Raw genomic sequence first — 22249 nt, forward strand, 5'->3', positions numbered from 1 at the left:
GGCGGTCGATCGTGACGGGGTCGGCGGGCGAGGAACCTGCCCGTTCTCCTCTGCTGTTAAGAATCGCGATTCCTTCATCCGCGAGACGGTGAAAACCACCGATTGTCACGACAAGGCTGGCTACAGTGGGCCACATGGTGAGCCTGACGTCCGACATGAGTCCTCTGCATCCCGATCGGAACCTGGCTCTCGAGCTGGTGAGGGCCACCGAGGCGGCGGCCATCCGAGCCGTTCCGTTCATCGGTCGCGGAGCAAAGGAGGCCGCCGACGGCGCGGCTGTCGACGCGATGCGCGCGTTCTTCAGCACGGTCAACTTCGACGGCACGATCGTCATCGGCGAGGGCGAGAAGGACAACGCCCCGATGCTCTACAACGGCGAGCGGGTCGGGAACGGCAAGGGGCCCCGGTGCGACGTCGCGGTCGACCCGATCGACGGAACCTCCCTGACCGCGGCGGGGCGCCAGAACGCCCTGTCGGTCATCGCGGTCTCGGACCACGGGACGATGCTGGAAGCGTCGAGCGTGTTCTACATGGACAAGCTCGTCACCGGTCCCGCGGGCGTGGGCGTCGTCGACATCCGCCTCCCGATCGGCGAGAACATCCGGCTGCTGGCGAAGGCGCTGGGCAAGCCCGTGGACGAGATCGTGGTCTCGGTGCTGAACCGCCCGCGTCACGAGCAGCTGATCGCCGACATCCGCGAAGCCGGTGCCGGAACCCGCCTGATGAGCGACGGCGACGTCGCCGGCGGCATCAACGCCGCGCGTCACAACGCCCGCACCGACATGTGCGTCGGCATCGGTGGGAGCCCGGAAGGCATCGTCACCGCCTGCGCGATCAAGGCGCTGGGCGGGCACATCCAGGGTGTGCTCGCGCCGCGCGATGACGATGAGAAGGAGAAGGGCCGCGACGCGGGCCTCAAGGTCGACGGCGAGGTCTACGAGGCCGACGGTCTCGTGACGGGGAAGAACACGATCTTCGTCGCCACGGGCGTCACCGATGGTCAGCTCGTGCAGGGCGTGCGCCGCGACGGCGACTTCATCTACACCGAGAGCGTCGTGCTCCGCGGTGCGTCGGGCACGCTGCGCCGGATCTCGTCGGAGCACCTGACGTCGAAGTGGCTCTGACGCGCTGACGTCGGGCGGCCGGGGCCGCGAGACTGCATCTGACTGACAACTCCACTGCAGGGTGCAGTGGGGATGTCAGTCCGTTGCTGTTTCGCGGTAGGGGTGCGGTGCGGCAGCGGTGCGCGGCGGTGCGCCGGAGCGGAGGCGCGCCGGAGCTGTCCCGCGCATGCAGGTACAGCCGGGCGTGTCGTTGCGCAAGCGTGACTCGTTCTCACAGGGCCCTCTGGCAGAATCGTCAGCAGTGTCAACGGCGACGCTGTGTTCTTCCGAGACCCGAAGGGGGATCGTTTCATGGCAGCTACGACGAACTCGACCGCGCCTCAGACAGGTGCGCAGGCGGTGATCGCCAGCGCCGTCGACCCCGCGCGTCGTCCCGACGTTCTGCTGCGCAAGCGCCGCGCCGAGGGTCACGAGATCAGTGCCTGGTGGATGGTGGGGGCCTTCGTCGCCGTCTCCGCCGCCGTGGTCAGTCTGCTCAGCTGGGTGCCCGGCGGGTCTTGATCGTTCCCGCTCAGTCGTCCTGAGCGAGCCCGGCGCGTGTGCGCACCTCGCCGAGATCGGCGTACGCGATTCCGTCGGCGGTGGCATCGTCGCTCGCGGGTGTGCCCTCGTCCTCGATCTCGAGGAGTTCGGGGGCGGTCCAGCGCCGCGGTGCGGTCTCGAGCGCGGCGGGAGCCGTGACGGCATCGAGCTTCGTCTCGTCGATGCCGGGGAACTTCCGCGCCGAGACGAGCACCCGTGACTCGAGCGAGCCGGCGAACTTGTTGTAGCTGTCGACCGTGCGCTCCAGCGCGCGTCGCAGGTCGCCCGCGTGCCCGGCGAGGACGCCGATCCGGTCGTACAGCTCGGTGCCGAGGGCGAAGAGCGTGCGAGCCTCGTCAGACACGTCCTGTTGGGTCCAGGTGAAAGCGACCGTCTTGAGCACCGCCCACAGGTTCACCGGCGAGGCGAGGGCCACTCGTCGGGTGAAGGCGTACTCCAGCAGGGTGGGGTCGTCGTCCAGGGCCGCCGACAGCAACGACTCGCTGGGCAGGAAGCAGATGACGAACTCGGGGCTGCTGGGAAGCCCCGCCCAATACGTCTTGCGGGCGAGCGCGTCGACGTGGGCACGCACGGCTCTGGTGTGCTTGGTCATGAGGGCGGAACGCCGAGCGCCGTCGTCGCCCGTGGCGGTCACCGGGATCGCGCTGGCCTGCAGGAACGCGTCGAGAGGGACTTTGGCATCCACCGCCAGCGCCTTTCCGCCGGGGAGGCGGACGACCATGTCGGGCCGCCCCGCGCCCGTGTCGGAGGAGATCGAGGACTGCAGGTCGAAGTCGACGTAGCGCGTGAGGCCTGCGGCCTCGACCACGCGGCGAAGCTGCGTCTCTCCCCACACGCCGCGCGTGCTGCCGGAGCGCATCGCGGAGGCCAGAGCCTCGGTCGTCGATCGCAACGCTTCGTCGGCTTCGCGCGAGAGCCGCAGCTGTTCGCCGAGCGCCGAGTACTGCTCGACGCGATCGCGCTCGAGGCCGTCGACCTTGCGCTGCATCGCGTCGAGCGTTTCGCGCACCGGGTCGAGGGCGCGCAGAACGGTCTGCTCGCGCCGGTCGCGCTCCTCGCGCGCAGCCTGGTCTGCGCGCGTCTGCGCGACCAAGTCGCGGTAGAGCGTGCTCTGGTGGTCGAGCTGGGCCTGGACCCCCGCACGGGCGGCGTCGGCGGCCGCGACGCGCGCGGCCAGATCGACGCGCTCGGCGGCGGCGCGGGAGGTGGCCCGGGCGGTGCCCAGGAACCACCCGGCGGCGGCTCCCATGGCGAGGGCGAGGACCGCGAGGATCAGGGCGATGGCATCCATGTGCTCAGTGTGCCGGAGGGGTCCGACATCGCCCGGCAGCGCGGCGGGACTCAGGCGACGGCGCGTTCGAGCCGCGGCTCGGCGGCGATCTGCGACACGCGGACGCCCAAGTGGGCGGCCAGGGCGTGCACGTCGTCGACGCCGGCGCGACGCGCGCAGTCGATCGTGATCTCGGCGCACGCGACGGCGTCCGCGAGGGCGTCGTGGTGTGCGAAAGGCGAACAGCCGGCCTCGGCGGCGACGAGGGGCAGGCGGTACGAGTCGAGCGTGTAGGTCTTCCGCGACATCTGCACGCTGCAGAGGTAGCGGTAGGGCGGGCACTCGTCGCCGGTCACGCCGCACGCGCGGCGCAGGACCGACATGTCGAAGCCCGCGTTGTGCGCGACGAGCACGTCGGCCCCCGCGAACGCCGTCAGACGTGCCAGCTGCGTGGACCAGTCCGGTGCGTCCACGACGTCCGCGGGGCGGATGCCGTGAATGCCGACGTTGATCGGTGCGAAGGTGTCGTGGCCGGACGGGGGCTTGATGAGCCACGCGGCGGTGGCGACGACGCGACCACCCCGGACGCGGGCCAGCCCCACCGCGCATGCGGACGCACCACTGGAATTCGCCGTCTCGAAGTCGATCGCGGTGAAATCCAGTGCCACGCCTCCACCCTGCGTCGCGCTCCGCGCGGTGCCGCGGAGGCGCGCCGCGATTCACCCGGGGCCGTCCGGCGGAGTCCGTCGATGACACGCCGTGTTGTGGCATCCGGGGTCGTCATGGCGGGCCCGGACTCCGCGGCACGACTCGCCTCGAACACCCGGCGTAGGGTCGAGGGCATGACGGAGAGCCGGAAGTCGACGTCGTTCGGGCAGGCCGCCGCAGCCTACGAGTCGGGGCGGCCGGAGTATCCCGCCGCGGCGGTGGAGTGGATGCTCGCGCCGGTCCGCGAGCCGGGCCGGGCCCTCCGCGTCGCCGACGTGGGAGCGGGGACCGGAAAGCTCACGCGCGCCGTCGTTGAACTCGGCGCCGATGTCGTCGCGATCGACCCGGATGCCACGATGCTGGCGTCGCTCCAGGAGAACGTGCGCGGCATCCCGACGTTCGCCGGCACGGCGGAGGATCTGCCGCTGCCGGACTCCGGTCTCGATGCGCTGGTCATGGGGCAGGCCTGGCACTGGGTGGACCCGGACGCGGGATCGCGCGAGGTCGGACGCGTCGTGAGGTCGGGGGGAGTGCTCGGGCTGGTCTGGAACATCCGGGACGAACGCGTCGAGTGGGTGCGGCGCCTGACCGACGCGATGGGCGCGTCGCACGGCGAACGGCTCATCGCCGCGGGCGGTCCGCGGATCGCGGAGCCCCTGATCGATCTCCAGCACCGGTCGTGGACGTGGAGCCGCCCCATCACCCTCCCGCAACTGCGCGATCTCGTCTTCTCCCGCAGCGACGTCATCACGGCCAGCCCTGAGGAGCGCGCCCGCATCGACGCCGAGGTCGACGGGGTCGTGGCATCCGTCCCGGGACTCGCCGACGGGGGAGCGGTCGACCTGCCCTACGTCACCCACGCCTACCGCGCGCGACGCCCCTGACGCCGTGGGGTCGGCGCGGGCCGGGTAACCTGGACTCCCGTGGCTCTTACCATCGGAATCGTCCGATGACGTGTTCTAAGTACGAGAGAACGGCGAGTCGATGACGACTCTTTTCGGGGCGTCCCGCGGCTGGACACGGATGCGGTCGACCAACATGCGCACGGCCTGACGGCGCTGCTCTACCGGTATCTCCGGCCAACGCCCCACGAGGTCGCCTGCAAACGCGATCGGGCGGACGGTCGCCTGCGCCGAGACCCGGGTCAACTCGGCTTCGAGGTCGCGTCGCTCCTGCTCGCACTTCGCCCGCAGACGGTCGTAGGCGTCGCGCGGGATGAGGCCGTCGACGAACTTCGCGGTGGCTGAGTCGAGGCGCTCGTTCACTGCGGCGATGCGGCGCGCAATGGCACCCGCTGGGTCGTCAACAATCCGAGGAGCGCGCGGAGCGGCTTTCGCCTCGGCGTCGATCTCGTCGCGCAGCTTCCCTAGCCATTGCATGACCGCAGCTTCGACGACCTTCTCCGATAGCGAAGCGTCGGGATGGACGCCGTAATGCTTCGACTTCAAGCAGGCGTAACGGCGGTCGCCGTGGTCGGTCCGCCCGTGCATCTTCGCGCCGCAGTGGCACTCCATCAGACCGGAGTAGGTGTAGGGCGATCGTTCGGCCCGCGGCCGCCGCCGGCGGTCGGCGCGCGCGCTCTTGAATCGCGCCCAGTCGTCCTCCGTGATCACAGGAGGGTGCGCCCCGGCGTGCAGCTCGGATCGGAAGAGTACGAGGCCCGCGCCGAAGCCGGAGTCGAGCACTCTGAGGACGGCGGGCGTGTTCCATCGGGCGTAGCGGGAGTAGACGCCGTTCTCGTCTGGCTTCGCGTCGGGGTCGGTGAGGCGTGCCGCGATGCTCTGCGCGGACTCGCCAGCGGCGTACGAGCGGTACATGTCGGCAAGGATGGGGCCTTCGATCGGGTCGATCTCGTAACCGTTCTCGCGCGAGTAGGTGTAGCCGTAATGGTGCTGGCCGTTCGGCGTGAGACCGTGCCGCACTCGGCGCTCCTGGGTCTCTTTCCAGGTCGCCCCGATCGACTCGGCCATGAATGCGGCGTGCTCGGCCATCATGCCTCGACCGAACCGACCCGCGGGGGACCGGTCATTCGGTTCTGTTGCCGACTCGATGTAGCCGCCAGCTGTCTCGATGCGATCCGTAGCGATCGCCCATCGGAGCCGGTTGCGTGCTGTGCGGTCGATTCGCCAGACGAGCAGGACGTCGGCGCGCTTCGACTCAATGTGTTCGATGCCGCTATCCAAACGCGCCCACCATGCCGATTTTTTCCGCGATCCCGACTCGTCAATGCCTTCGATCCAAGCGATGACGTCGATGTTCTCGCGGGCAGCGTACTGCTCGATCGCATAGCGCTGGTTCTCGGGGCTGATCATCCCGTCGCGCTCCTTCGAGACGCGGACCATAGCGACTCCGCGGCGCCGCGACGGCACCGCCCGGAGGTGCTGCGCTGGCATCAGAAGCCCCGGATGAGACCGGCGCGGTGCAGGCGCATCCAGACGCGCATGATCTTCTCGGTCACGTTCATCTCGAGGGCGACTACGGCCGGGTCGTCCGTTACGCTCGCGAGCTCTTCCAGCCGCGAGGGGCGGATGAGGCGCCGAGCGGCGATGCGGTCAGCGCGCTCCTCTTGCAGGTCGTCGGTTCCGATGTCGTTGTGCTCGAAGTGGACGATCTCGTGAGCGAGCGCGCAACGCTCGACAGCGGCGTGCAGGTTCGGGCGAACGAAGATCGCCTGGTGGGCCGCGGAGAACGCGGCGACCGCATCCTCCGGCAGGTCGTCTCGGAACACGATCGGCAGATCCAGAATCTCGGCGTGTGCCCACGGGTCGTAGTCAGCGACGCACGCGCTGTCGCCGCCGCCATCGACGCCGAACATCAGGCGCAGACCGTGGTGCGCTTCGAGGGCCTCGGTGATCTCGATGTCATCCCAGTAGTTGTCGTAAGCGCTCGTCATCGTGGTCCCCATTCCCCTGCCTACGCCTCCCCGCGGGTGGGGTCGACCGGCGTGTTGTCCGTGCTTGCTGCGAGCTGTGTGGTATCAAGCTCGACCGTTTCCAGGTCAGTCTGCGGTGCCCCTCCGACATTGCGTCGAATCGGGGTGATCGCTGCGCCGTCTGTATCGACCTCGAGCGCGGCCTGGTGGGCTCGGAGCGTGAGGTCGCTTGCTCGCAGCCCGAGGGCTTCGGAGATCGCGGCCAGATCCCAGACGGATAGTACGACTCGGCGACCCGTCTTCGAGCTGCCGCCGTCAAATCGGTCGGACATGTACTGCGAGGACTTTCCGATGAGGCGGCCAAGAGCGCGGGAGGAGAGGTCGCGGCGACCCATCTCGGCCTTGATCTCAGAGATGAGGGCGTCGGAGAAGAGTTCACCGTAGGGGCGCGTCATGTCTCTCAGACTGGCACACGCATGAATTCCCGTCAATTGCATGGATTGATAGACACTGCCTGGAATTCCATGCGAGACTTCCTGCATGGAAGTACAGGCAGCAACCGAGACCGCCGAGCGGCTCGCGGCTGAAGTCCGGGCCGAGATGGCGCGCCAGCGTCGCACCGCCAAAGAGATGGCCGAGGTCGTCGGCATCACGGCCCACACCGCCGGGCGTCGCCTCAGCGGCGCGGTTCCTTTCAACGTCGTCGAGCTGGGCGAGGTGGCCCGGTGGCTCGGCATCCGCGTGGACGTGCTCATGGAACGCGCGGAGGAGCGGGCCCGGGCGGTGGCGTCGTGATCGGGCCTATCCAGCAGATGTCGCCCGCCGAGCGCTTGCGTGCGGCCGCAATCATCATGCGGGACGCCGTCGAGAAGATCGACACCGACCGCGCTGAGTACGAGGCGCGGGGCGCGGCCCTGGCGGTGGCGTCATGAGCACCGACGTGCAGGTATTCCGCTTCGACGGATTCGAGCTCTTCGCGGTTCTCGTCGACGGCGAGCCGTGGTTCAAGGTCGCCGACGTCTGCCGCATCCTCGACATCGGCAACCCGTCGATGGCCGCCGCGCGACTCGACGAAGACGAGGTCACCCTCATTTCAACTGAGGGGCGCCCGCAGACCAACTTCGTGAGCGAAGCCGGTCTGTTCGGTCTCATCCTCGGCAGCCGTAAGCCGGAGGCCCGGGCGTTCAAGCGGTGGGTCACCCACGAGGTGCTCCCCAGCATCCGCCGCACCGGCGCCTACGTCGCACAGGAGACGCCCGAGCAGCTCCTGGCCCGGGCGCTCGTGACGGCACAGGGCGTCATCGAACGCAAGGACGCGCAGATCGCCACGCTCGCGCCCCGGGCGGAGGCATGGGACGAGCTGGCGTCCGCGGAAGGTGATTTCTCGGTCGCCGACTCGGCCAAGATGCTCGCCCGCGCCGGCGTCGAGACCGGCCCCCAGCGACTGTTCGAGCAGCTTCATGCGATCGGCTGGATCTTCCGAGGGAGCGATCGTAAGTGGCGCGCGTACGCGTCCGCGGTGTCCGACGGCTATCTCACCGAGCGGCCGCAGTCGCACGAGCACCCGCGTACGCGCGAGCGCGTCCTCGATGCCCCGCAGGTGCGCGTCACCCTTCGCGGGGTCGAGAGGCTCCGGGTCCGCTTCGGCGTCCTCCGGGCGGTGGAGGCGTCATGACTCGTGTCATCGCAGCTCTCGCCGTGATCGGAGTCGCCGCGCTGACGGCGCCCATTGCCGCGGCGGATCCCGCGCTCAACTCCGCCGACTTCATCGTCGCCGCCTCGCCGCTCCTGTTCGTCGGTGTCTGCCTCGCCCCCCGGCGTCGCCTGCCCCGCGAGCCGTGGTTCGCCGACGTCGACGAGACGCACCCTGACGCGCTCGGGTCGCTCGATACCGAACGCATCACCCATGCCGACGCAGACCGCGCCCCGCGGCCCGCGACCGAACACCCGAGATGAGAAAGACCACCATGCAGAACACCTCCCGCGTCAGCGCGGCCGCAGCCCTCCTCGCCGTCGTCTTCGCCCTCGCCGGTTGCGGCATCCCGTACGACGGCGACACCACCGGATGCACCGTCACCGATAAGTACGTGGCCGTCGCGGACAAGTCCAGCGAGAAGCGCGTGTCGACGTCGTGCGGGGTCTTCAAGGTCGAGGACGAGCTGTCGCAGGGCGACTGGAACTCCGCCGACCGGTACGCGCAGATCGAGGTCGGCAAGACCTACGACTTCGAGACCTACGGCTTCCGCAACGGCTTCCTGTCGAGCTTCCCCAACATCGCGCGGGTCACCGAGACCCGCTGACCAGCATCCCTCCCGATCCCGACCGAAGGGCACATCATGACGGATCACACCACCGACGAGGGCGACCGCATCATCGCGCTCGCCTCCCTCCGACTCACCGAAGCACGAGCCCGCGCCGGGGTCTCACGGATGCTGCTCGCGCAGCTGCACCACCACTCGCGACGCGTCACCACGGCCGACGCGCACGACTTCGCCTACGCCGTGTGGGCCGAGTTCCGCGGCGACGGCGGCCGCCACCACGAGACCCCGCCGCACCTCGTCGCTGGGGTCTTCGCCCAGGTGGCCCCGTTCCTCGACGAGACGACGACCATGCGACTCGCCCGCGAGACGTGGGGCGACCGCGACACCGAGCTGCACGACGGCGCCGATCGCATCGTCTGGATGCCGAGCGACGACCTCCTCATCGTCACCGTCGCCCACCAGCACGCCGACGGCTCGATCGGCCAGCTCGAGCTGCTCATCTCGCCGATGCGCGTGACCCGGAGCGGCTCGTGATCGTCGCGGCGCTGCTGGCCCTCGCGGTCGCCCTCGCTCTCACGAGCACCGCGCTGGCCGCCCTGCTGGTGCTCGACCGCCGTCAGCGTCGCCGCCGCGTGGCGCAGGCATGACCACCAACACGAAAGGACACACGGTGGCAGACAACAAGGAAGACAGAGTGCGCCCGCAGGGCCTCTCCGAGATCCTCGCGAGCATCCGCCCCGGCGCGGACGTCGAGCTCGGCGAGGAGATGTCGAAGCTCATCGACGCGGTGAAGGACACCGGCAAGGCCGGAACCCTCACCTACTCGATCAGCGTCAAGCTCGCCGACGGCTCCGGCTCCGCCGTCGTCATCGGCGACAAGATCGCGGCCAAGCGGCCCGAGAAGGACCGGGCGACGTCGATCGCCTACATCGGCGACGGGAACCACCTCACCCGCACCGACCCCAACTCCATGCCCCTCTGGGACAACGAAGACATTCGCGACGCCGGCCCCGCGAACGTCGACCTGCAGACCGGCGAGATCAAGGACGCACCGAACGCATGAGCACCGAAGCAGCCACCGTTGCAGACCTCGCCCAGCAGGCGATCGCACCCGAGCGCGTCGACCCCGGCGAGGTGTACGCCATCGCATCGGGTGACGGCGTCCGCATCGTCGACACCGACGCGTACGCCGAGACCCCCCGGCACGCGAGCGCGACCCGCATCGTGACCGACGCTCGATCGTTCGTCACCTACGTCAATCGGCACCGCCGCCCCGGCACCGAAGTCTTCGCGCACACGCCGTCGTCGGCGGTGGTCGCCGTCATCGACTCGCACGAGGGAACCGACCAGGCGAACGGCTGGCAGAAGCACCGTCTCACCCTCGGGCTGGAACACACGAAGGCGTGGCTCGCGTGGACCGCGCTCGACCTCGGGCAGAACCCGAAGGCGTGGCTCGACCAGCAGCAGTTCGCCGAGTTCATCGAGGAGCGTGCCCTCGACGTCGTCGAGCCCGACCACGCCCGCCTGATCGAGCTCGCCACGAAGTTCGAGGCGACGACGAAAGTCGAGTTCGGATCCGCCGTTCGCCTGGACAACGGCGAGGTGAAGTTCGAGTACTCCGAGACGGTCGGACCCCGCAAGGGCAACAAGGGCGCGATCGACCTGCCCAAGGAGCTGAAGCTGGGGCTGCGCCCGTACATCGGCGGCCCGATCTACTGGGTCGTCGCCGCGCTGCGTTACCGCATCCGCGCCGAGGGCCTCGTGCTCGGCATCGCGTTGCAGCGCCCCGAGGCGATCCTCGAGGCCGCGTTCGCCGACATCGTCACCGAGATCCGCGACGGCGCCGAGCCCAACGAGAAGGACAAGAGCCCCGGCCACCCCGGCATCGGCGACGTCCCGATCTTCTACGGCAAGCCGTAACCCGACCCCCGAGACCGGGCGCGGCGCGCGCCCCCGCCCCCACCCGCGCGCGCCGCGCCCTATTCGCCGACCCCGAAAGCACCCGCATGACGCTCCTCGACGCCGCCCCCGCGACCATCCCCACCGGCCCCAAACCCGACGACTGGCAGGTCGGCGACATCGTGCCCACCGACAACGGCGGCCGCTGGAAGATCCGCGCATTGAACCGCAAGACCGGCCAGGTCGTCCTCTCCTGCACGAACCGCGTAGCCGCCGACATCTGGTGGAACACCCACCTCAACAACCTCCCGGAGAAGGCAGCATGACCCCGCTCATTTCTGGACGCATCGTCGTCCCCGCCGGCGCACCCCGCGAGATCTGGATGGGCCAGCGCGGTGAAGGCGTCACGGCATCCGAGGTGTGGGAGATCGCCCGCGGTGGCATCAAGACGTGGCGGCGCATCCTCACCCAGAAGATGAACGGCTCGACGTTCCGCGGCACCGGAGCCACCCGCGCCGGGACTGCGCGCGAGGCCGCGCTGCTCGACGAGGCCGCCGAGCTGCTCGTCAGCTGCGAGCCGAACGCCGCACTCTGGGCAGCCGCCGACAACGATCTGCACCGCGCCACCCCCGACGCGATCGGCGTCGACGCCGACAACGAGGTGACCGTCGTCGAGGTGAAGTCGCATGAGTTCGGCTGGGAGCACGACGGCATCCCCTCCGACCACCTCGCACAGCTGCAATGGCAGATGAAGGTACGCGGCGCCCGCGTCGGCCTCTACGGCTTCGAGGTCCGCGACGAAGACGACCAGCCACCTCTGGACGGCGCCACCTGGATCTGGGTTGCGCGCGACGAGGAGATGATCGCCTGGCTCACCGAGCGGGCCGACGCGTTCCTGGCCTGGCGCGAGGCCGGATGCCCCGCCGTCATGCCGCTGCCCGACGACGTCGAGACCGCCCGGGCCGCGTGGGTGCCCCTGAAACGCGCCGCGGACGCCGCCGCCGCCGCAGAGAAGACCGCGAACGCCGCGCTCAAGAAGGCGATCGACGGTCAGCCCTACGCCCGCCGCTTCGGCCACGTCGGCATCGGCGAGGACGGCGGATACCAGCTCACCGTCAGCGAGACCCGCTCGATCGACGAAACCGCCTGGAAGACAACCGCCCCCGAAGAGCACGCCCGAATCGAGCAGCTCCGCATCGACCTCGCGTTCGCCGAGGCGGCCGCCGCCCGCACCTACCCGAAGACCACGCGCAAGACCACCCTGCGCTACCAGGAGGCGTGACCATGTCCGAACCCCGCACCATCACCGTCGAGCAGGCCCGAGCGGCCGTCCTCGAATCCGGCCAGCTCGTCGGCCTCGACGGCCCCTACTTCCTGGCATCCGAGGACGCCGAGTGGAGTCGCCTGCACTTCGCCGAGGCCCCGCCGCTCGCCGCCCGCGTCGTCATCACACGCCGCGACCAGGCACCTCGCGAGGTCGTCATCCGATGGGCCGAGTACGAGGCGCAGGAGCAGCCCGACCCCGACTGGAACGCCCTGCGCGCGGCCAAGCCCATGACCATCTTCGGATCCGAGGTTGAGCGTCACGCCTACCGCGTCGTCTTCGCCGACGTGCTCGCCCCGCTGCTCACCGCGACCCCGACCGCCTACGTCGACGGGCCCGCACCGTGGGAGACGCCCGCGCAACCGACACCGCGCGACTGGCGCGCCGAGCTGCTCGGCGCGACCGACGTCGAAGCCCTCGACGCCGTCGTGCGAGAGGCGCGCGCGGCCAAGGTGTTCTCGCCCACGCAGGAAGGAACCGACCTCGACCGCGCGTGGAAGGCGCACCGCAAGCAGCTCCTCAAGGCCGGAGCTGAGGACGCCTGGTCGGCCCCCACCCCGCCCCGCGCGGTCGCGGCACCCAGCGACCACCTCCCGCCCGCCGGCGCCAACCGTGCCGCGCGTCGCGCCACCAGCCGCAAGAAGGGACGCCGCCGGTGACCGACATCACGATCGCGGGCGCCGAGGTCGACCCCGTCACCGGAGAGGTCATCGAGTCTCCCGACGACATGGAACTCGTGCCCCTCAACCTCGCCGCCCTCGACGAGGACGCCCTCGCGCAGCTGCTCCCCACTCCCGGACAGCTGCACGCCGCGCTCATCATCGCGCGCGGGAAGAACGCCAAGGCGCCCTCCGTGATCGCCCGCTACCGCGGCTCGCTGAAACGTGCCGAGACCGACCTGAAGGTGCAGCTCGGCATCGCCGTGAAGACGCTGCGCGAGGACTTTCCCCGCGCCACGCTCACCGAGCTGCGGGATCTCGCGTACGGCGAGGACCGCGTGCGCACGGCCGTCGACCGCCGCGACGACGCGTGGCTGCTGTTCGAGTACGCGAAGGACTTCGCCCGGATGATCGGCGAGGACATCGAGGTGCTCCGCTCCCTGAACAAGAACCTGCGGCCCGAGTCATGAGCGCCCACGTCTCCGCCGCCCGCGACGCCGCCGAAGGCACCGTCGTGCTCACCTGCAACGCCGACCCGTGCGATCGCCGATTCAACGCCCTGTCGTTCAACGCCGCCACCACCCGCACCCTCGCCGCCGCCAACGGCTGGCGCCCCGCGCGCGCCGGCGACCGGCAGGACTTCTGCCCCGACCACGCCGGAGGGAAACCGTGACCCTGCACTACGAGGACGGCGGGCTGCGCCTCTGGCACGGCCCCAACCTCGACATCCTGCGCGCCGACGCGCTCGGCTACCCCCACGAGCTCGGCTATCACCCCGACCGCCTCATCCCCGACGCCACCTACGACTCGGTCATCACCGACCCGCCCTACGAGCTGGGCTTCATGGGCAAGGCGTGGGACTCGTCCGGCATCGCATACAGCGTCGAGGTCTGGGCCGAAGTACTCCGCGTTCTCAAGCCCGGCGGCTACCTGCTGTCCTTCGGCGGATCACGCACCTATCACCGCATCGCCGTCGCGATCGAAGATGCCGGGTTCGAGATCCGCGACAACATCGCGTGGCTCTACTCCCAGGGCTTCCCGAAGTCGATGGACGTCGCCACCCAGATCGACAAGCTCGACGCCGCCGCCGAGCGTCGCACCCGCGCGCTCACCTTCACCTCGTGGATGCGCGAGCACCTCACCGCGCAGCGCATCAACGAGATCACCGGCACCGCCATGGGCTCGCACTACGTCACCGACAAGGAGCAACCCTCGATCGCCACCGCCGACCTGTTCGATCAGTTGCGCCCCTACCTGCCTGCCGTGCCCGCCGAGATCGAGCAGCTCGTCGCCGACCGCACCATCGAGTCGAAGAACTGGGCAGCGCGCGAGATCACCGGACAGCACGAAAAGCCCGCGGCCGCGCAGGTTTGGCGCGCCGGTGTGGTCGGCGGCGCGATCAAGCCCGCCCGAGAGAAGCGCGATCGCGCGTTCACCGAGGCAGCCCAGAAATGGGAGGGCTGGGGCACCGCCCTGAAGCCCGGGTTCGAGCCCATCATCGTCGCGCGCAAGCCGCACAAGGGCACCGTCGCCGCCAACGTCGTGCTGCACGGGACCGGCGCGATCAACGTCGACGCCTGCCGCGTCGAGTTCGCCTCCGAGGCTGACCGTCGCGAGTCGACCGAGAAGAACCAGCACGCGAAGTTCGGCACGACGCCGGGCGGCAACAAGGTCTATGGCGACTACTCGCAGACCGAAGCGAAGGACTACGACAGCTCGAAGGGTCGGTTCCCGACCAACGTCGTGCTCTCCCACGCACCGGCTTACGACGGCGCCGGGCGCGTCATCGGCGACGCCTGCGCGGACGGGTGCGTGCCCGGGTGCACCGTCGCGACGCTCGAAGCGCAGACCGCGGGCGCCTCGCGCTTCTTCCCGACGTTCCGCTACGAGCCGAAGGCAGGCAGCGCCGAGCGACCCGAGGTCGACGGCGTCGAGCACGCCACGGTCAAGCCCCGCGGACTCATGCAGTGGATGGCCCGCCTCGTCACCCGCCGCGGCGGCCGCGTCCTCGACATCTACGCAGGCTCCGGCACCACCGGCGAAGCCGCGCTCCTCGAGGGCATGGAGGTCGACCTGATCGAGATGGAAGCCGACCACCTGCCCCTCATCCTCGCCCGCGTGCGCAAGCCGCTGCAGCCGGGCCTGTTCGGCGACTGGGAGGAAGCCTCATGATCGCTCTCGCACTCATCGTCCTGATCGTCACCATGACCGCCGCGGTCCTCTTCGGGACCGCGCTCGGTCAGGGCGCGCGCTGGTACGCCGCGCCCCTCGGCCTCGGCGTGCTCGTCGGCCTGGCCTTCCTCCTCGCGATCGCCGCGTCGGTGACGTGGTGAGCCCCCGCGACCCGATGGCCGAGGCCCGGCCCATCGTGCACAAGCGCTCCGGCGGCATGTGCGAGCGCTGCTGCGCCCGCCGCGCCACGGACGTGCACCACCGCCAGCTCCGCCGCCACGGCGACCACAAGCCCGCCAACCTCGTCGACCTCTGCCGCGAATGCCACAACCGGGTGCACGAGCACCGCGACGAAGCCACCGCCGCGGGGTTCATCGTCTCCGGGCGCGTCGACCCGCGCACCGTCCCCGTGCAGCACGGCCTCTATGGCCGCGTCCTCCTCGACGACGCCGGCGGATGGGGGCTGGCAGCGTGACCCCCTCCCTCCTCATGCTCGAACCTGCCGAGACGGTGGCGCTAGACCACTTCGCGGGGTCCGGCTGGAGCGTCGCGTGTCATTGGCTCGGCGTCCTGGAATACGGCGTCGAGAAGATGCACGAGGCGATCCGCACACGGACGCGCGCCGGATTCCGCACGATCTACCGTGACGTGTGGTCCGGCCTGCTCGCTCCCGGGCTCGTGCCGCCGCACCGCCTCTACATCGCGTCGCCTCCGTGTCAGACGTTCTCGATCGCGGGACGCGGGGCGGGTCGCAAGGCGCTCGACCAGGTGCTCGCGCTCATCGCGTCCGAGGTCTGGAAGGACGCCGCGAAGCTCCTGGCGGCGGGCGAGAGCCTCGGCGACGACCGGACCGTCCTCGTGCTCACTCCCCTCGCGCACATCTGGGCGCACCGACCGGAACTCGTCGCGCTCGAACAGGTTCCTACCGTTCTGCCCGTCTGGGAAGCCGTTGGCGAGGTGCTTCGGCGCCTCGGCTACTCGGTGTGGGTGGGCAACATGCAGGCCGAGCAGTACGGCGTCCCCCAGACCCGCAAACGCGCGATCCTCATGGCACGCCTGGACGGCATCACCGCCCGGGCACCCGAGCCCACCCACTCCCGCTACTACTCACGCACGCCGGAGCGGCTCGACGCCGGCGTCGCGAAATGGGTCTCGATGGCGGAGGCGCTCGGGTGGCTGCCAACAGACCGCGTCGGGTTCCCCCGCCTTGCGGACGGGCAACAGACCATCGAGATCGACGGCGTCGCCTACCGCGATCGCGACCTCCGACCGGCCGACAGACCCGCGCAGGTCGTCACGGAGAAGGCACGCAGCTGGAGCCGGTTTGCAGAGGGCGCCGAGCCCGCACGGGTCACCGCAGCTGAGGCCGCCGCCCTTCAGTCCTACCCCGCGTGGGGGCACGGCGCCGGATTCGCCGCAGTCAAGACCGCCCGAACGCGGCCGCGGCCGATCGAAGAGCCCGCCGCCACCGTGACGTCGTCGGCAACCTTCTCCTGGGAGTACAAGACGGGCGAGCGCCGAACAGCCGAGCCCGACGAACTCGCGACCCTGCAGTCCTACCCCGCCTGGGCGTTCGAGCGCCCGGCTACGACGGTGGCGGGGGATCCGCGCATCTGGCCGCCAGGACACAAGGTCAATGCCGACGACGTGCGACGCCTCGGCGACGCCGCGCGCGCGAAGTACGGCGACAGGAAGGGCACCGGCGCTTATCGAGCGTCGGTATCGGAAGCCTCGACGCTGCAGACCTACCCGAGCTCGTTCCCGTTTCAAGGCTCCCGGGGCAAGCAGTTCCTGCAGATCGGCAACGCCGTACCGCCGCTGCTCGCGCTCGCCATCATCGGTGAGCTGCTGCGCCGCCCCGAAGCTCCCGCACCCGCGCGCGAGCGGGCCGTCACAGCGCCCGTCGCCGACTGGGATCAGGTCTTTGCGGAGGTGACCGCATGACGCTCCGCATCGTCCCCGTGTCGCGCGCCGACGCTCGCGCGTTCGTGCTCGATCACCACCGCCACCACTTCGACCCGACCGCATGGATAGCTCAGTTCGGGGCCGCCGTCGACAACGTGCTCGTCGGGGTCGGCATCATCGGTCTTCCCGTCGCACGCGCGCTCGCGTCGGGCGAGCGATCGACTGTTGAGCTGCTCCGCACCGCAACCGACGGAACCCGCAACGCGAACTCCATGCTGTCGCGGAACGGCTGGCACCTCGCCCGCGCGCTCGGCTACGAGCGACTGATCACTTACACGCAGGCAGGGGAGTCCGGCGCGTCGCTCCGCGCCGCCGGCTTCCGCATCCTCGCCCAGCGTCCCGCCCGGGGCGGCTGGGACATGCCATCGCGCCCCCGCAGCCCGCGTCTCTGCGAGTCCTGCGGCGAGCCAATCCGCACCTCGGGCGTCGCCCGCACCCTTTGGGAGGTCTCCGCATGAGAATCGCCGCAGGCTTCTGGCTCATCCTCGTCGCGGTCGGCCTCGCTCCGGCTATCTGGTCCGTGGAGTACTGGGTGCTGCTCGTCGGGATGCTCCTCATGGGCAGCGGCCTGCAGAGCCTCGTCCGCCGGGGCGGTGACGACTCATGAGCGCACGCCCCGCAACCGGCACCGTCTACGCCGTCTACTGGCCCCGCGAGGGCGTGCTGAAGGTCGGCATCATGTGGCGAGACTCCCGCATCCGCGACCTGATCGCGACCGGCGCCGAGGTGCTCGCGCTGATGCGTGACAGCCCCGCCGCGTGGGAGCGCTACGCCCTCCGCGAGCTCGCGAAGAGCTGGCCCCGCGCCTTCGCCGACGGCAAGGCGGGAGCAGACGCCTCCGAAACCATCCTCCGCCGCGGCCGCGGCTTCACCGAGTGCTACCGGGTTCCGGTCGACGAGCTGCCCGCCGCCGTCGACGCGATCCTGAGAGGGACCGTCCTACATGACATTGACCAGGCCCAGAACGATCCCGCTCGAGGCGTACGTGACGGCGCGCACGCTCCCGCCGATGGTCCGCGTGACCGCCGAGGGGCTGCGGATGCACGCCGACGACCACGGCCGCGGCCGCGCCGAGCTGCGGCAGATCCTCGCCGACGTGTGGCCGGAGACGTCCGAGGTGACCGAGTCGGTACTGGTCGACCACCTACTCACGATGGCCGAGGCCGGGCTGATCATCCTGTTCGAGGATGCCGCGGGCCGCGAGTGCTACGCGTTCACCTCATGGGGCCGGGTCGACCGCCCCGGGGACTCATCGGTGCCGGAGCCACCGCCGTTCGCGAGACCGTCGCGAGAGCCTCGCGAGACGTTCGCGGCGGGGGAGAGGGAGGGCGCGGGGGAGCGCGAGAGCGAGAGCGCGAGAGCGAGCGGGCGGGAGGCTCACAGCCTCCGCCTCTCCCGCGAAGAGCTGCCGCCGGACCCGTTCTGCCCCGATCACCCGGACGCCACCCTGGATCCCTGCATCGCCTGTCAGAACGCCCGGCTGCGCAACAAGCGGTTCCTGGATCAGCGACGACACAACATGCGCAAGGCGGTGAGCGACGATGACGAACCCTGGTGACCCGGTCCGGTGGGCAGCCATCGACCGCGAGGCCGCGCTCCGCGAGCGATTCCCGAGCCTCCAACAGGTCAGGAACGAACGCCCCGGATGCGAGGCCGACCGCACACGACAGGTCTTCTGGCACGCGCAGAACCGAGCAGCAATCGAGCGCGTCACCCGCTCCCGCATCGAGCAGAACGCCGACGCCGACGCCTTCATCGCGGCGGCCCGCAAGCGCCAGCAGGAGCGCCTGCGGGTGTGGGCGAAGACCTGGAAGCAACAGCACACGAACGAAGGAACGAGGACAGCATGACGAACAGTGACACGGTGCGCGCCGAGGTGTATCTCCAGGTGGCACCGGAGTACAGCCGATGGGTGCGCGATCGCGCGTCGGTTGAGGCCATCGAGGGCGCCAAGGTCGTCGCTTCGACGCAGAACCGGTCCTCGAGCCCGCGTGCGGGAACGGTCGAGGTGAAGCTGACCGTCGAGATCCCGAAGGCCGCATTCGTGCCCCTACGGCCCGAAGCGGTGGTCATCGTGCCCGAGAGCATGACGACGCCTCACCCGGTCGCCGTCGAGGCACACGACGCGAACGGAGGCGACGCCTGATGGCCGGCGAAACCGTCATCACCGTCGTCGGCAACCTGACCGCCGACCCCGAGCTGCGCTACACCCAGAACGGCATCCCCGTCGCGAACTTCACGATCGCCAGCACGCCCCGCACACTCGACCGGCAGACCGGGGAGTGGAAGGACGGCGAGGCCCTGTTCCTGCGCGCGAGCGTCTGGCGTGAGTTCGCCGAGCACGTCGCCGGATCGCTGACGAAGGGCGCCCGCGTCATCGCAACCGGACGACTCAAGCAGCGCAGCTACCAGGACCGCGAGGGCGAGCGGCGCACGTCGATCGAGCTGGAAGTGGACGAGATCGGCCCCTCGCTGCGCTACGCGACCGCCGTGGTGACGCGCGCGGCATCCGCCGGAGGCCGCCAGCAGCCCGCGGCGCAGCAGACCGAGCAGCAGTGGGCCTCGACGCAGCCTGGCGAGTCCGAGCCGTGGTCGACGGGAGGTGGCGGCTATGGCGACGACACCCCGTTCTGACGCGCCCGCGCCCGTCATTTGCCCCGAGTGCCTGGCCGGAAAGCACACCGGATGCGCGCACTTCGGCTTCGACGAGCTCGACGACGAAACCGACTGCCAGTGCGGATGCGAGACCTCGCGCACCTGCCCCAGCTGCGCCGACACCGTGCCTGTCGGCTGGACCCTCGAGGTTCACCTCAACTGCAACTACCCGGAGGACTTCGTATGACCGAACGCGAATGCGTGAGGGGCTGCAAGGTGCGAGGTGTGCACTTCTCGGAATGCCCCAGCTTCGGCAAAGACATCGTCCCGCCGGGGGAGTGTCAGGGCTGCGCACCGGCGGCCGCGCGTCTCCGCGCGTACGTCTGCGAGCGGTGCTACAGCCGCTCCCGCAGCCTGTTCGTGAACGCGCCGGATCTCGTCGGCCGACTGCGATCGCTCGCTGACCCGATGAAGGCTGCGGTCTACGACCGGATCCGGGTGTCGACGTCGTCAGGCGAGGCGGGCGCGGCGCCCGTGCCGGCGGAGCTGCTCGACGCAGCTCGCGACGTGCAGGGCACCCTGGCGGCGTGGGCGGCGTACTTCGGCGAGCCGACAGGCAGGGCGAAGACGGATGCCGTCGCGGCGTTCGAGGACGCGCATCGCGCGAGCCTCGCTGTGCTCGCCGAGCTCGATCGGGTCGTGAACGATCGAGAACTCGTCGACCACCTCTCGGCCGGGGTGCTCGACCGCAACGCCCCCGATGAGGACGGCGTGCGCGGCTTCTGGACGATCGCGGACGCGATGGCGAAGTTCGGGCCCGAGCGACACGATCGCACCACGCGCGAAGAGTGGGTGGATGACGTCACCGAGGAGCTGCACGCCGAGGGGATGCCGGAGTGGGGGGATCCGCTGCTCGGCCGCGACGACGCCGAGACCCTCGCCGGGTCGTCTCGCACCTTGCGCCGTTGGGAGAAGGCGGGCGAGATTGCCCCGGCCGGGCGCATCGTCATTGCGGGCATCCTGACGAAGCTCTACCGCCGGTCCGAGGTCATCGCGACGGGCGAGCGTATGGGGGAGCGGCAGCGCGCCAGGCTCGCCCAGTATCGCGACGACGAAGACCCCGGCCAGACGAACGGGAGCACCGCGTGACCGTTTACGTCGACGACATGTTCAGGAAGGCCACGGTGCCGAATGGTGCGCGATCCGCGACAGGCGAGTGGTGCCATATGCAGGCCGATACCCGCGAGGAACTGGACGCGATGGCCGACCAGATTGGTCTGCGCCGCTCCTGGATTCAATACCCCGATGACGACGTGAAACGGCATTACGACGTGACCCGGCCTCGTCGCGCGGCCGCGGTCGCCGCGGGCGCGGTCGAGGTGGGAATGCTCGACCTCGCGCGGATGAGGGCGAAGTGGCGCGCCGCGGAACGTGCGGGCAGGTCGAGCGAACCGGAGTCTGAACGTGGCTGAGCACGTCTGCGCGTGCGGGGAGGAGTTCGAGGCCGAGGGTACCGTGCACGGCCACCCGGCGGGGCTGTGGGCGCTACTCGGCCACCGCGCCGCCGGGTGCCGGGCTGGCTTTGGCGGCCTTCATGGCGCCGACGTGGCTCATTCCGAGAGCGGCACCGATCTTCGGCCAGGAGTGCCCGGCGGCGCGGGCGGCCGCGATCAGCTCAGCGCGTCGAGCGGGCATGGCGTCCATGCGCTGCTGGAAGGCGGTGAGGGTGTCGAGGGTGTCGTCGGAGGCCATAGCGAGACTGTAACTCAGGTTGCAATGCCCGAGCAAACCTGTAACAATAGTTACATGTTCAACACGACGGCAGCCCAGAACGAAGCCCACCGCAGCGACCTCACCTGGATCAAGGTCGGCCGATCCGAGTACATGCGCGCCGACGGCGTCACGATCCGCAAGCACCCCCGCATTCAGCAGTTCTGGGAGATCAACCTCCCGAACGGCGCGGCAGCGGCCATGCCGAACATGACAGAGCCCGGCGAGTTCTTCTCGGCGCTCCCCGCCGCGGGATACTCGCTGACCGAGGCGAAGCGCCTGGCCGAGCAGGTCACGGCCGAGTCGCCCGCGTACGTGCCGGTGAAGCGATGACCGTCGTCGAGATCGCCGCGGTCGACCGTGACGCGGTCGCGGCGTGGCTCAAGGCCGAGGTTGCGAGCTCGGGCAGCCCGCGACTGGTCGCGCGTCGCGCGCACGTCGCCCGAGTGTCGCTTGTCGTGGACGACACGACCGTTGCGATGCACGAGTTCACCCCTTTCGGCGTCCACGAGGCGGAGACCCGCTGGGCCGGCGATATGCGCCGCCACCTGCCGCGCATCGTCGACGCGTTCCTGGCCGCCTGCAAGCGAGTGGAGGACGAATGAGCATCACGGAATGGCGGCGCGAACGTCTCGAACAGGCAGCGCGCGACGGCGAGGTGGTCAGGCTCACTGGCCCTCGCTCGATCGCCACTCCCGGCGAGAACCCCGCACCGGTTCCCGAAATCGTGGTCGACCGCGACGCGGCGCGGCGGGAGTACGAGCGGGCGGGCCTTGCGCTCGCTCATCACGTCGACACGGTCGAGCAGATCCGCTCCGATCCCGACGAGCCCGCCGACCGAAGCACCCAGGCCGACCAGCTGCGGGCGCGCAACTACCGTGAGGCGATCGACCGCTTCCGCCGCGCGCAAGTGGCCTACCTCGGCCGGTGAGAACCGCCCGCACGGCGTGTCGCGCGAGATGAGCTGACCGTGTGGCCGCGCGAGCCTATAGGCTGTGCCTGCACCTGAACTGTGACCGAAGCCCTGCCGATACCGGCGGGGCTTTCGTCATTCCCGGGGGCCGCGCCGTTGCACGCTCGCAGAGTT

General features: G+C 70.0%; 38 protein-coding genes. 32 read left to right on the forward strand and 6 right to left on the reverse strand.

What is annotated here, in order from left to right:
• Positions 1-134: 134 nt before the first annotated feature.
• Complete coding sequence (gene glpX / locus QM517_RS01945; protein ID WP_077051831.1) at positions 135-1124, forward strand: class II fructose-bisphosphatase; 990 nt, start codon at positions 135-137, stop codon at positions 1122-1124.
• Between the two features lie 291 nt (positions 1125-1415).
• Positions 1416-1625: a UDP-N-acetylmuramyl pentapeptide phosphotransferase gene (locus QM517_RS01950; RefSeq protein ID WP_077051830.1), complete on the forward strand. Its 210-nt coding sequence runs from the start codon at positions 1416-1418 to the stop codon at positions 1623-1625.
• 10 nt (positions 1626-1635) lie between these two features.
• Here the strand turns inward: QM517_RS01950 and QM517_RS01955 are convergent, their stop codons facing one another.
• The gene (locus QM517_RS01955) at positions 1636-2958 is read right to left on the reverse strand and encodes a DNA recombination protein RmuC (protein WP_283284767.1); all 1323 of its coding nucleotides are present in this window, start codon (positions 2956-2958) and stop codon (positions 1636-1638) included.
• 50 nt (positions 2959-3008) lie between these two features.
• Entirely contained in the window at positions 3009-3605 is a 597-nt protein-coding gene (locus QM517_RS01960) for a 3'-5' exonuclease (RefSeq protein ID WP_077051828.1), read from the reverse strand.
• Positions 3606-3779: 174 nt separating this feature from the next.
• On the opposite strand from QM517_RS01960, the gene QM517_RS01965 reads away from it, so the two are divergent.
• Positions 3780-4529, forward strand: coding sequence for a class I SAM-dependent methyltransferase (locus QM517_RS01965; protein ID WP_160897418.1), 750 nt, complete (start codon positions 3780-3782; stop codon positions 4527-4529).
• 75 nt (positions 4530-4604) lie between these two features.
• Here the strand turns inward: QM517_RS01965 and QM517_RS01970 are convergent, their stop codons facing one another.
• From QM517_RS01970 to QM517_RS01980, 3 genes are read right to left on the reverse strand one after another with little or no spacing between them, the layout of a single operon-like run.
• Positions 4605-5987, reverse strand: a complete 1383-nt coding sequence (locus QM517_RS01970) for a recombinase family protein (RefSeq protein ID WP_283284770.1) — start codon at positions 5985-5987, stop codon at positions 4605-4607.
• A 50-nt stretch (positions 5988-6037) separates the two neighbouring features.
• Positions 6038-6538 carry an ImmA/IrrE family metallo-endopeptidase gene (locus QM517_RS01975; protein ID WP_283284772.1) on the reverse strand — a complete coding sequence of 167 codons (501 nt, stop codon included), beginning with the start codon at positions 6536-6538 and terminating at the stop codon, positions 6038-6040.
• Between the two features lie 20 nt (positions 6539-6558).
• Positions 6559-6972 carry a hypothetical protein gene (locus QM517_RS01980; protein WP_283284774.1) on the reverse strand — a complete coding sequence of 138 codons (414 nt, stop codon included), beginning with the start codon at positions 6970-6972 and terminating at the stop codon, positions 6559-6561.
• Positions 6973-7057: 85 nt separating this feature from the next.
• On the opposite strand from QM517_RS01980, the gene QM517_RS01985 reads away from it, so the two are divergent.
• From QM517_RS01985 to QM517_RS02110, 26 genes are all read left to right on the forward strand, one after another.
• Positions 7058-7312, forward strand: a complete 255-nt coding sequence (locus QM517_RS01985) for a helix-turn-helix domain-containing protein (protein ID WP_283284776.1) — start codon at positions 7058-7060, stop codon at positions 7310-7312.
• The gene (locus QM517_RS01990) at positions 7309-7449 is read left to right on the forward strand and encodes a hypothetical protein (protein ID WP_283284778.1); all 141 of its coding nucleotides are present in this window, start codon (positions 7309-7311) and stop codon (positions 7447-7449) included. The genes QM517_RS01985 and QM517_RS01990 overlap by 4 nt, the downstream gene beginning before the upstream one ends.
• Positions 7446-8192, forward strand: coding sequence for a phage antirepressor KilAC domain-containing protein (locus QM517_RS01995; protein WP_283284780.1), 747 nt, complete (start codon positions 7446-7448; stop codon positions 8190-8192). The genes QM517_RS01990 and QM517_RS01995 overlap by 4 nt, the downstream gene beginning before the upstream one ends.
• A complete protein-coding gene (locus QM517_RS02000; RefSeq protein ID WP_283284781.1) occupies positions 8189-8473 on the forward strand; it encodes a hypothetical protein in 285 nt (94 codons plus the stop codon). The genes QM517_RS01995 and QM517_RS02000 overlap by 4 nt, the downstream gene beginning before the upstream one ends.
• An 11-nt stretch (positions 8474-8484) precedes the next feature.
• Entirely contained in the window at positions 8485-8817 is a 333-nt protein-coding gene (locus QM517_RS02005; protein ID WP_283284782.1) for a hypothetical protein, read from the forward strand.
• Between the two features lie 36 nt (positions 8818-8853).
• Positions 8854-9312 (forward strand): hypothetical protein, encoded by a 459-nt coding sequence (locus QM517_RS02010; RefSeq protein ID WP_283284783.1) that lies wholly within the window; start codon positions 8854-8856, stop codon positions 9310-9312.
• 136 nt (positions 9313-9448) lie between these two features.
• A complete protein-coding gene (locus QM517_RS02015; RefSeq protein WP_283284784.1) occupies positions 9449-9841 on the forward strand; it encodes a hypothetical protein in 393 nt (130 codons plus the stop codon).
• Positions 9838-10698: a DUF2303 family protein gene (locus QM517_RS02020; protein WP_283284786.1), complete on the forward strand. Its 861-nt coding sequence runs from the start codon at positions 9838-9840 to the stop codon at positions 10696-10698. Before QM517_RS02015 ends, QM517_RS02020 begins: the two co-directional genes overlap by 4 nt.
• An 86-nt stretch (positions 10699-10784) precedes the next feature.
• Positions 10785-11003, forward strand: coding sequence for a hypothetical protein (locus QM517_RS02025; protein WP_283284788.1), 219 nt, complete (start codon positions 10785-10787; stop codon positions 11001-11003).
• A complete protein-coding gene (locus QM517_RS02030; protein ID WP_283284789.1) occupies positions 11000-11959 on the forward strand; it encodes a hypothetical protein in 960 nt (319 codons plus the stop codon). Before QM517_RS02025 ends, QM517_RS02030 begins: the two co-directional genes overlap by 4 nt.
• 2 nt (positions 11960-11961) lie before the next feature.
• Positions 11962-12660 (forward strand): hypothetical protein, encoded by a 699-nt coding sequence (locus QM517_RS02035; protein WP_283284790.1) that lies wholly within the window; start codon positions 11962-11964, stop codon positions 12658-12660.
• The gene (locus QM517_RS02040) at positions 12657-13130 is read left to right on the forward strand and encodes a hypothetical protein (RefSeq protein ID WP_283284792.1); all 474 of its coding nucleotides are present in this window, start codon (positions 12657-12659) and stop codon (positions 13128-13130) included. Before QM517_RS02035 ends, QM517_RS02040 begins: the two co-directional genes overlap by 4 nt.
• Positions 13127-13333, forward strand: a complete 207-nt coding sequence (locus tag QM517_RS02045; RefSeq protein WP_283284794.1) for a hypothetical protein — start codon at positions 13127-13129, stop codon at positions 13331-13333. The genes QM517_RS02040 and QM517_RS02045 overlap by 4 nt, the downstream gene beginning before the upstream one ends.
• Entirely contained in the window at positions 13330-14832 is a 1503-nt protein-coding gene (locus QM517_RS02050; protein WP_283284796.1) for a DNA methyltransferase, read from the forward strand. The genes QM517_RS02045 and QM517_RS02050 overlap by 4 nt, the downstream gene beginning before the upstream one ends.
• Positions 14829-14993 (forward strand): hypothetical protein, encoded by a 165-nt coding sequence (locus QM517_RS02055; protein ID WP_283284798.1) that lies wholly within the window; start codon positions 14829-14831, stop codon positions 14991-14993. Before QM517_RS02050 ends, QM517_RS02055 begins: the two co-directional genes overlap by 4 nt.
• Positions 14990-15307 carry an HNH endonuclease gene (locus QM517_RS02060; RefSeq protein ID WP_283284799.1) on the forward strand — a complete coding sequence of 106 codons (318 nt, stop codon included), beginning with the start codon at positions 14990-14992 and terminating at the stop codon, positions 15305-15307. The genes QM517_RS02055 and QM517_RS02060 overlap by 4 nt, the downstream gene beginning before the upstream one ends.
• Positions 15304-16776 carry a DNA cytosine methyltransferase gene (locus QM517_RS02065; protein ID WP_283284801.1) on the forward strand — a complete coding sequence of 491 codons (1473 nt, stop codon included), beginning with the start codon at positions 15304-15306 and terminating at the stop codon, positions 16774-16776. Before QM517_RS02060 ends, QM517_RS02065 begins: the two co-directional genes overlap by 4 nt.
• Positions 16773-17255: an XF1762 family protein gene (locus tag QM517_RS02070; protein WP_283284804.1), complete on the forward strand. Its 483-nt coding sequence runs from the start codon at positions 16773-16775 to the stop codon at positions 17253-17255. The genes QM517_RS02065 and QM517_RS02070 overlap by 4 nt, the downstream gene beginning before the upstream one ends.
• A complete protein-coding gene (locus QM517_RS02075) occupies positions 17252-17404 on the forward strand; it encodes a hypothetical protein (RefSeq protein ID WP_283284806.1) in 153 nt (50 codons plus the stop codon). Before QM517_RS02070 ends, QM517_RS02075 begins: the two co-directional genes overlap by 4 nt.
• Before the next feature lie 336 nt (positions 17405-17740).
• On the forward strand, positions 17741-18355 hold the full coding sequence (locus tag QM517_RS02080) for a hypothetical protein (RefSeq protein WP_283284809.1): 615 nt from the start codon (positions 17741-17743) through the stop codon (positions 18353-18355).
• A complete protein-coding gene (locus tag QM517_RS02085) occupies positions 18339-18647 on the forward strand; it encodes a hypothetical protein (RefSeq protein ID WP_283284812.1) in 309 nt (102 codons plus the stop codon). Before QM517_RS02080 ends, QM517_RS02085 begins: the two co-directional genes overlap by 17 nt.
• Positions 18644-18943: a hypothetical protein gene (locus QM517_RS02090; protein ID WP_283284815.1), complete on the forward strand. Its 300-nt coding sequence runs from the start codon at positions 18644-18646 to the stop codon at positions 18941-18943. Before QM517_RS02085 ends, QM517_RS02090 begins: the two co-directional genes overlap by 4 nt.
• Entirely contained in the window at positions 18943-19431 is a 489-nt protein-coding gene (locus QM517_RS02095; protein WP_283284818.1) for a single-stranded DNA-binding protein, read from the forward strand. The genes QM517_RS02090 and QM517_RS02095 overlap by 1 nt, the downstream gene beginning before the upstream one ends.
• The gene (locus tag QM517_RS02100; protein WP_283284820.1) at positions 19409-19639 is read left to right on the forward strand and encodes a hypothetical protein; all 231 of its coding nucleotides are present in this window, start codon (positions 19409-19411) and stop codon (positions 19637-19639) included. Before QM517_RS02095 ends, QM517_RS02100 begins: the two co-directional genes overlap by 23 nt.
• Positions 19636-20541, forward strand: a complete 906-nt coding sequence (locus tag QM517_RS02105; RefSeq protein WP_283284822.1) for a hypothetical protein — start codon at positions 19636-19638, stop codon at positions 20539-20541. The genes QM517_RS02100 and QM517_RS02105 overlap by 4 nt, the downstream gene beginning before the upstream one ends.
• Complete coding sequence (locus QM517_RS02110) at positions 20538-20864, forward strand: DUF4031 domain-containing protein (RefSeq protein ID WP_283284824.1); 327 nt, start codon at positions 20538-20540, stop codon at positions 20862-20864. Before QM517_RS02105 ends, QM517_RS02110 begins: the two co-directional genes overlap by 4 nt.
• A gap of 73 nt (positions 20865-20937) precedes the next feature.
• Here QM517_RS02110 and QM517_RS02115 read toward each other — a convergent pair whose 3' ends face one another.
• Positions 20938-21144 carry a hypothetical protein gene (locus QM517_RS02115; protein WP_283284827.1) on the reverse strand — a complete coding sequence of 69 codons (207 nt, stop codon included), beginning with the start codon at positions 21142-21144 and terminating at the stop codon, positions 20938-20940.
• Positions 21145-21198: 54 nt separating this feature from the next.
• Between QM517_RS02115 and QM517_RS02120 the strand changes: the two genes are divergently transcribed.
• The 3 genes from QM517_RS02120 to QM517_RS02130 are packed head-to-tail and all read left to right on the forward strand — an operon-like array spanning position 21199 to position 22093.
• Positions 21199-21495, forward strand: coding sequence for a hypothetical protein (locus QM517_RS02120; RefSeq protein WP_283284830.1), 297 nt, complete (start codon positions 21199-21201; stop codon positions 21493-21495).
• The gene (locus QM517_RS02125) at positions 21492-21767 is read left to right on the forward strand and encodes a hypothetical protein (RefSeq protein WP_283284832.1); all 276 of its coding nucleotides are present in this window, start codon (positions 21492-21494) and stop codon (positions 21765-21767) included. The genes QM517_RS02120 and QM517_RS02125 overlap by 4 nt, the downstream gene beginning before the upstream one ends.
• Complete coding sequence (locus tag QM517_RS02130) at positions 21764-22093, forward strand: hypothetical protein (RefSeq protein ID WP_283284833.1); 330 nt, start codon at positions 21764-21766, stop codon at positions 22091-22093. Before QM517_RS02125 ends, QM517_RS02130 begins: the two co-directional genes overlap by 4 nt.
• The last annotated feature ends 156 nt before the right edge of the window (positions 22094-22249 follow it).

Origin of the sequence: Microbacterium sp. IEGM 1404 (assembly GCF_030056775.1) — a bacterium.
Lineage (GTDB): Bacteria > Actinomycetota > Actinomycetes > Actinomycetales > Microbacteriaceae > Microbacterium.